Source organism: Pseudomonas sp. AGC41 (assembly GCF_057334555.1).
Genome location: NZ_JBHFJB010000131.1, coordinates 1 through 7,967, shown reverse-complemented (window position 1 = coordinate 7,967; position 7,967 = coordinate 1). Strand labels below are relative to the sequence as shown.

6 protein-coding genes are annotated in these 7,967 nt (G+C 63.6%); all 6 read right to left on the bottom strand.

Going from position 1 to position 7,967, the window contains the following annotated elements; translation table 11 throughout:
* Positions 1-53: 53 nt before the first annotated feature.
* On the bottom strand, positions 54-911 hold the full coding sequence (gene purU / locus ACE04F_RS21845; RefSeq protein WP_486109884.1) for a formyltetrahydrofolate deformylase: 858 nt from the start codon (positions 909-911) through the stop codon (positions 54-56).
* A 160-nt stretch (positions 912-1,071) separates the two neighbouring features.
* Positions 1,072-1,704, bottom strand: coding sequence for a sarcosine oxidase subunit gamma (locus ACE04F_RS21840; protein WP_486109883.1), 633 nt, complete (start codon positions 1,702-1,704; stop codon positions 1,072-1,074).
* A gap of 164 nt (positions 1,705-1,868) precedes the next feature.
* On the bottom strand, positions 1,869-4,886 hold the full coding sequence (locus tag ACE04F_RS21835) for a sarcosine oxidase subunit alpha (protein WP_486109882.1): 3,018 nt from the start codon (positions 4,884-4,886) through the stop codon (positions 1,869-1,871).
* Positions 4,883-5,212, bottom strand: coding sequence for a sarcosine oxidase subunit delta (locus ACE04F_RS21830; protein ID WP_030139292.1), 330 nt, complete (start codon positions 5,210-5,212; stop codon positions 4,883-4,885). Before ACE04F_RS21830 ends, ACE04F_RS21835 begins: the two co-directional genes overlap by 4 nt.
* Positions 5,213-5,226: 14 nt before the next feature.
* Entirely contained in the window at positions 5,227-6,477 is a 1,251-nt protein-coding gene (locus ACE04F_RS21825) for a sarcosine oxidase subunit beta (RefSeq protein WP_486109881.1), read from the bottom strand.
* 21 nt (positions 6,478-6,498) lie between these two features.
* On the bottom strand, positions 6,499-7,752 hold the full coding sequence (gene glyA / locus ACE04F_RS21820) for a serine hydroxymethyltransferase (protein WP_030139294.1): 1,254 nt from the start codon (positions 7,750-7,752) through the stop codon (positions 6,499-6,501).
* Positions 7,753-7,967 lie beyond the last annotated feature (215 nt).

Here is a 7,967-nt window from a genome sequence, read left to right as displayed (position 1 = left end):
GATCCTGTGGGAGCGAGCCTGCTCGCGAAGGGCTGCGAAGCGGCCCCAGGAATCTAAAGAACGACCGTACGATTGGCGTTCAGAAACACCCTTCGCTCAATGTGATACCCCACCGCCCGCGCCAACGTCAGCCCTTCGATGTCCCGCCCCTTGGCGATCAAATCTTCGGGATAGTGGCTGTGATCCACCACTTCCACGCCCTGGGCGATGATCGGGCCTTCGTCCAGGTCGTTGTTGATGTAATGCGCCGTGGCCCCCACCAGTTTCACGCCTTTGTTGTAGGCCTGGTGATACGGCTTGGCGCCCTTGAAGCCCGGCAGCAACGAGTGATGGATGTTGATGGCCTTGCCATCGAGCTTGCGGCACAGTTCCGGCGACAGCACTTGCATGTAGCGGGCAAGGATCACCAGCTCGGCGCCGGTCTCTTCGATCACCTGCCACACCTGTCGCTCCTGGGCCGGCTTGTCGTTCGGATCCAGGGGGAAATGGTAGTAGGGAATCTGGTGCCAGTCGGCGAGCGGCTTGAGGTCCGGATGGTTGGAGACCACGGCCACCACGTCCATCGACAACTGGCCGATGCGTTGGCGGTAGAGCAAGTCGTTGAGGCAGTGATCGGCCTTGGAGACCATGATCACCACTTTGGGCCGGTAGTTCGGCGGGGTCAGTTCGAAGACCATGCCGAAGGCTTGCGCCCGCTCGGCCAGGCCGGCACGGAAGCCCTGCTCGTCGAAACCGTCAGGCTGGCGAAACTCCACGCGAATGAAGAAACGTGCCGAGAGCCGGTCGTCGAAGGAGTGGTGCTCGGTGACGTAGCAGCCCTGCTCGAATAAAAAGCGGGTCACCGCATCCACCGTGCCGAGCACGCTTGGGCAGTCGGCGGTCAGGATCCATGTGTCTGGGGCGCGGCTCATTGCGGTGACTCCTGTTCAAAATTAACTGAGCGACAAAGAACCCTGTGGCGAGGGAGCTTGCTCCCGCTCGGTTGCGTAGCAACCGCCAAAAAGCGAGGGCCGCTACGCGCCCCAGCGGGAGCAAGCTCCCTCGCCACAAAAGCCGTGTCGGCTTTAGTCCTTACGCCTGCACGCTCAACCCATACTCAGCCGCCGCATCCTGCAGCCAGAGCCACCAGTAATCGGAAAAGCTGCGGCGGATCACCAGTTCCCAGGTGCCTTCAGCCGTGTGGCGGATTACCAGTTGCGACTTGGCGAACACCGTGCCCACGGCCTTGCCCACCGGGAAGTTGCTTGGGTGTACATCGTAGCTGGTGGATTTCATCAGCACGTCGCGCACGTTCGGGCCGGACAGTTCGAGGATCTGCTGGCCGCCGCTGACGTTGACGATCTGGATGTGCAGGTCGCCCAGCGCTTCGCGCAGGTTCTTCTCGGCGGCGAATTCCTCGCCGCTCGGCACTACCAGCAGCCACTCATCCGGGCCCAGCCATTGCAGGCTGGTTTCACCCTTGACGATGACGGCCAGCGCACCCGGCAATTCCAGGCCCAGGGCCTTGTGCACACCCGCGGCGAATGCCGGGTCGTGGCCATCGCCACGAAGGGTCAGGTGGCCCAGGAGCTTTTTCTCGCGCACGGTCACGCCGGCGTTCTTGCGGCCCTTGCCCACCAGGCTGGCGAGGTCGGCATGGTGCAACGACGACTCGGCCTTGGCCCCGGTGGTTGGGCGTTGTTGGTACACGTTGACTGCGGTCATATGGAGCACCTGTCTTGAATTCTTGATTCGGCCCTTGTGGGTGCTGTTCTGCCGCCTTCGCGAGCAGGCTCGCTCCCACAAGGGTTATGCGGTCTCCTGTGGGAGCGAGCCTGCTCGCGAAGCAGACGACGCAGAACAACTGCTCCCACCAGGACCTCAAGCCGTTAAACGTTCTGCCGATCGCCCTTCGGATCGAAGAACACCGAAGAAACGATCTCTGCCTCGATCACCCGGCCATCAGCCAACGGCGCGAAGACCCGTTCGCCGAGGCGCTTCAGGCCGCCCTTGACCACACCCATCGCAAACGAATAACCCAGGGAGTTATGCGCATAGCTGGAGGTGACGTGGCCGACCATCGACATCGGGATCGCCTGCTTCGGGTTGAACACCAGCTGCGCGCCTTCCGGCAGCCAGACATTCGGGTCGATCGGCTTGAGGCCCACCAGTTGCTTGCGTTCTTCACGCACGCAGTCTTCGCGATTCATCCCACGCCAGCCGATCCACGAGAACGGCTTGGTCCGGCCGACGCACCAGCCCATGTTCAGGTCGTCCGGGGTCATCGAGCCATCGGTGTCCTGGCCGACGATGATGAAGCCCTTCTCGGCCCGCAACACGTGCATGGTCTCGGTGCCATACGGGGTCAGGTTGTACTTCTTGCCGGCCTCGACGATCTGTTCGAGCACGCCCATGGCGTAGTCGGCCTGCACGTTGATTTCGTACGACAGTTCACCGGTGAACGAGATCCGGAATACCCGCGCCGGCACGCCGCCTACCAGACCTTCCTTCCAGGTCATGAACGGGAAGGCGTCCTTGTCCAGGTCGATATCGGTGACGTCGCCGAGCAGCTTGCGGCTGTTGGGACCCGACAGGGTCATGGTCGCCCAGTGGTCGGTGACCGAGGTGAAGTAAACCTTCAGGTCCGGCCATTCGGTCTGGTGATAGATCTCCAGCCATTGCAGTACGCGCGCCGCGCCGCCAGTGGTGGTGGTCATCAGGAAGTGGTTGTCCGCCAGGCAGGCCGTCACGCCGTCATCGAAGACCATGCCGTCTTCCTTGCACATCAGGCCGTAGCGGGCCTTGCCCACGTCGAGCTTGGTCCAGGCGTTGGTGTAGACGCGGTTGAGGAACTCGCGGGCGTCCGGGCCCTGGATGTCGATCTTGCCCAGGGTCGAGGCGTCCAGCAGGCCGACGCTGTCGCGCACCGCCTTGCATTCGCGCTTGACCGCGGCATGCAGGTCTTCGCCGTTCTTCGGGAAGTACCACGGGCGCTTCCACTGGCCGACGTCTTCGAACTCGGCACCGTTCTTCACATGCCAGGCATGCAGCGCGGTGAAACGCACCGGCTCGAAGATGTGCCCGCAGTGCCGACCGGCCACCGCGCCAAAGGTCACCGGCGTGTAGTTCGGACGGAACATGGTGGTGCCCATCTGCGGAATGCTCACGTTCAGCGAGCGGGCCGCGATGGCCAGGCCGTTGACGTTGCCGAGCTTGCCCTGGTCGGTGCCGAAGCCCAGTGCGGTGTAGCGCTTGACGTGTTCCACCGATTCGAAGCCCTCGCGGGTGGCGAGTTCGATGGCGGCGGCGGTGACGTCGTTCTGCAGGTCGACGAATTGCTTCGGCGCCCGTGCGGTGGTTTTTTCATGAGGTACCTGGAACAGCGCCAGGGTCGGTTCTTCGTGACGGCTCAGGGCCTTGGGCAATACGCCCTCCACGGCTTTGAAACCGGCTTCGCTGGCCGCGCGCACACCGCCTTCAAAACCGTCGGCCAAGGAATCGCCGAGACCATAGACGCCATTCACACCGCCGACGCAAACGCGTTTCTGCGGCGCTTCGCCCGGTACGAAACCGAGGATGTCTTCACGCCAGATCGGCTTGCCGCCCAAATGCGAAGCCAGGTGCACCACCGGGCTGTAGCCGCCGGAGCTGGCCACCAGGTCGCAGTCCAGCCATTCGCCGGGGCTGGTGACTTTGTGGGCACGGACGTCGATCGCGGCAACCCGTGCGCCGGTGACACGCTTGCTGCCACGGGCCTCGATCACGGCGCTGCCGGTGAGGATGCGGATGCCCTTGGCGCGGGCTTCTTCCACCAGCGCGCCACGCGGATTGCTGCGCGCATCGGCGACAGCCACCACTTGCAGGCCGGCGTCGAACCAGTCCAGCGCCACGCGATAAGCGTGGTCGTTGTTGGTGCTCAGGACCAACTTTTTGCCCGGCGCCACGCCGAATCGGCGGATGTAAGTGGAAACCGCGCCAGCCAGCATGTTGCCCGGCACGTCGTTATTACCGTAGACCAGCGGACGCTCGCAGGCGCCGGTGGCCAACACTACGCGCTTGGCGCGGACCCGGTTGATGCGTTGGCGAGCCTGGCCGATCGGCGCGCGATCACCCAAGTGATCGGTGAGGCGCTCGTGGATGGTCAGGAAGTTGTGGTCGTGGTAACCGTTGACCGTGGCGCGAGGCAGCAACACCACCTCGGGCATTGAGCGCAGCTCAGCCACCGCCGCCGCGACCCATTCGGTCGCCGGTTTGCCGTCCAGGCTCTCGCGGGAGTCGAGCAGGCTGCCGCCGAACTCTTCCTGCTCATCGGCGAGGATCACTCGCGCACCGCTGCGGGCCGCGGCCAATGCAGCGGCCAGGCCGGCAGGGCCAGCGCCGACGATCAGCACGTCGCAGTGACGGTTCATGTAGTCGTAGGTGTCCGGATCGTTCTCGGTCGGCGAGCGACCCAGGCCTGCGGCCTTGCGGATGTACTTTTCGTAAGTCATCCAGAACGATTGCGGGTACATGAAGGTTTTGTAGTAGAAGCCCGGCGGCATCAGCTTGCCGCCGACCTTGCCGAGAATCCCCATCATGTCGTTGTTGACGTTCGGCCAGCCGTTGGTGCTGGTGGCGACCAGTCCCTGATACAGCGCCTGTTGCGTGGCGCGCACGTTCGGGATCTGCGTGGCTTCGGTGGCGCCGATCTGCAGCACCGCGTTCGGCTCTTCGGCACCGGCGGCAAAGATGCCGCGCGGCCGGGAATACTTGAAGCTGCGGCCGATGATGTCGACACCGTTGGCCAGCAGCGCGGCGGCCAGGGAATCGCCCTCGAAGCCTTTGTAGCTCTGGCCGTTGAAGGTGAATGTCAGCACTTTGTTGCGGTCGATCCGTCCGCCGTTGGACAGGCGATTGATCTGGCTCATACCTTCTCTCCCAGAGCCTGTGCGGCCGCTTTCGGACTGTCAGCCTTGTCGGTGAACTGCGGCTTTTCGCCGATCTTGTAGGTTTCGAGAATCTCGTAGGTCACGGTGTCACGGGTCGCGTTGAAGTACTGGCGGCAACCGGCGACGTGATCCCACAGTTCATGGTGCAATCCGCGCGGGTTGTCACGGAAGAACATGTAGTCGCCCCACTGCTCGTCGGTGCAGGCGTTCGGATCCAGCGGACGTGGGATGTGCGCCTGGCCGGATGCATGGAATTCCTCTTCGGAGCGCAGTTCGCCGCAGTGAGGACAGAAGATATGCAACATGGGGATTTCTCCTGTTAGTGGGCGACGGCAGCAGCGCCGTGTTCGTCAATGAGTGCGCCGTTGTGGAAACGGTCGATGGAAAACGGCGCGGCCAGCGGGTGCATTTCACCCTTGGCCAGGCTCGCGGCAAACACGTTGCCCGAGCCAGGTGTGGCCTTGAAGCCACCGGTGCCCCAACCGCAGTTGAAGAACATGTTCGGCACCGGGGTCTTGGAGATGATCGGGCAGGCGTCCGGCGTGGTGTCGACGATGCCGCCCCACTGGCGGTTCATGCGCACGCGGGACAACACCGGGAACATCTCGACGATGGCCTGGATGGTGTGCTCGATCACCGGGTACGAACCACGCTGGCCGTAGCCGTTGTAGCCGTCGATACCGGCGCCGATCACCAGATCGCCCTTGTCGGACTGGCTGATGTAGCCGTGCACGGCGTTGGACATGATCACGCTGTCGATGATCGGCTTGATCGGCTCCGATACCAGCGCTTGCAGCGGATGGGACTCGACCGGCAGGCGGAAACCGGCAAGCTTGGCCATGTGCCCGGAGTTACCGGCGGTTACCACGCCGACGCGCTTGGCGCCGATGAAGCCTTTGTTGGTTTCGACGCCGATGCACACGCCGTTTTCCTTGCGGAAACCGATGACTTCGGTCTGCTGGATCAGGTCCACGCCCAACGCATCCGCCGCCCGGGCAAAGCCCCAGGCCACGGCATCGTGACGGGCCACGCCGCCGCGACGCTGGACGGTGGCGCCCATCACTGGGTAGCGGGTGTTCTTCGAGCAGTCCAGGTACGGGATCTCGTCGGCCACTTGCTTGGCGTTGAGCAGCTCGCCATCCACGCCGTTGAGGCGGTTGGCGCTGACGCGGCGCTCGGAATCACGGATGTCCTGCAAGGTGTGGCACAGATTGTAGACGCCACGCTGGGAGAACATCACGTTGTAGTTCAGGTCCTGGGACAGGCCTTCCCAGAGTTTCATCGCGTGTTCGTACAGGTGGGCCGATTCGTCCCACAGGTAGTTGGAGCGCACGATGGTGGTGTTGCGCGCGGTGTTACCGCCACCCAGCCAGCCCTTCTCGACCACGGCCACGTTGGTGATGCCGTGCTGCTTGGCCAGGTAGTAGGCGGTCGCCAGGCCATGCCCGCCGCCGCCGACGATGACCACGTCGTAGACCTTCTTCGGGGTCGGCGTGCGCCACATCCGCTGCCAGTTTTCGTGATGGCTGAGTGAGTGTTTGAAGAGGCCGAAGCCAGAATAGCGTTGCATAGTCATTACTCCAGAACCGACTCAGCGATAAACCGGGAAGTCTGCGCACAGGGCCGCCACTTGCTGCGCGACATTGGCCTCGACATCGGCGTCGCCGAGGTTGTCGAGGATGTCGCAGATCCAGCCGGCCAGCGTCACGCATTGGGTCACCTTGAAGCCGCGGGTGGTCACCGCCGGCGTACCGATGCGCAGGCCCGAGGTCACGAACGGCGATTGCGGGTCGTTCGGCACGGCGTTCTTGTTGACGGTGATGTGGGCGCGGCCCAGGGCGGCATCGGCATCCTTGCCGGTCAGGCCCTGGCGGATCAGGCTGACCAGGAACAGGTGGTTGTCGGTGCCGCCGGACACTACATCGTAGCCGCGCTTGATGAATACGCCCGCCATGGCCTGGGCGTTGTCGATCACTTGCTGCTGGTAAGCCTTGAAGCCCGGCTCCGCCGCTTCCTTGAAGCACACCGCCTTGCCAGCGATGACGTGCATCAGCGGGCCGCCCTGGGCGCCGGGGAACACCGCGGCGTTGAGCTTTTTCTCGATCTCTTCGTTGGCCTTCGCCAGGATCAGGCCGCCGCGTGGGCCGCGCAGGGTCTTGTGGGTGGTGGTGGTGACCACGTCGGCGTACGGCAGCGGGTTCGGGTACAAGCCGGCGGCAACCAGGCCGGCGACGTGGGCCATGTCGACGAACAGCAGCGCACCGACCTTGTCGGCGATCTGGCGGAAGCGTGGGAAATCCAGGGTCTTGGAGTAGGCAGAAAAACCGGCCACGATCATCTTCGGCTTGCACTCCACCGCCAGGCGCTCGACTTCGTCGTAGTCGATCAGGCCCGTGGTGGTGTCGATGCCGTATTGCACCGCGTTGTACAGCTTGCCCGAGGACGACACCTTGGCACCGTGGGTCAGGTGACCGCCGTGGGCCAGGCTCATGCCGAGGATGGTGTCGCCGGCTTGCAGCAAGGCCAGGTACACGGCGCTGTTGGCCGATGAACCGGAATGCGGCTGGACGTTGGCGTAATCGGCGCCGAACAGTTGTTTGGCGCGCTCGATGGCCAGGGCTTCGACCTTGTCGACGTGCTCGCAGCCACCGTAATAGCGCTTGCCCGGGTAACCTTCGGCGTACTTGTTGGTCAGGCCGCTGCCCTGGGCCTGCATCACGCGCTTGCTGGTGTAGTTCTCCGACGCGATCAGTTCGATGTGATCTTCCTGGCGTTGCTCCTCGGCATTCATCGCCGCCAGCAGTGCATCGTCGTAACCCTGGATCTGGTCTTGCTTGCTGAACATCGCGTCTCTCCCAGCGGCGGCAGTGCGCCTTTCGTCTCGGTGAGGCACGGACCGTTTCGGTCGTGCCCTTTGGATGCGATGGTATGGCCGGCGCAGGCAGGTCAAATGCCTATGGACGCCACGCAAAGGTGCGTTTACGACATGGGATCAAATGGAATGGAGCACCGGTCCCTGTGGCGAGGGAGCTTGCTCCCGCTGGGCTACGAAGTAGCCCC

Excerpts from the sequence above, each read along its gene's own strand:
- purU (WP_486109884.1), bottom strand. The coding sequence starts at position 911 with ATGAGCCGCGCCCCAGACACATGGATCCTGACCGCCGACTGCCCAAGC.
- ACE04F_RS21840 (WP_486109883.1), bottom strand. The coding sequence starts at position 1,704 with ATGACCGCAGTCAACGTGTACCAACAACGCCCAACCACCGGGGCCAAG.
- ACE04F_RS21835 (WP_486109882.1), bottom strand. The coding sequence starts at position 4,886 with ATGAGCCAGATCAATCGCCTGTCCAACGGCGGACGGATCGACCGCAAC.
- ACE04F_RS21830 (WP_030139292.1), bottom strand. The coding sequence starts at position 5,212 with ATGTTGCATATCTTCTGTCCTCACTGCGGCGAACTGCGCTCCGAAGAG.
- ACE04F_RS21825 (WP_486109881.1), bottom strand. The coding sequence starts at position 6,477 with ATGCAACGCTATTCTGGCTTCGGCCTCTTCAAACACTCACTCAGCCAT.
- glyA (WP_030139294.1), bottom strand. The coding sequence starts at position 7,752 with ATGTTCAGCAAGCAAGACCAGATCCAGGGTTACGACGATGCACTGCTG.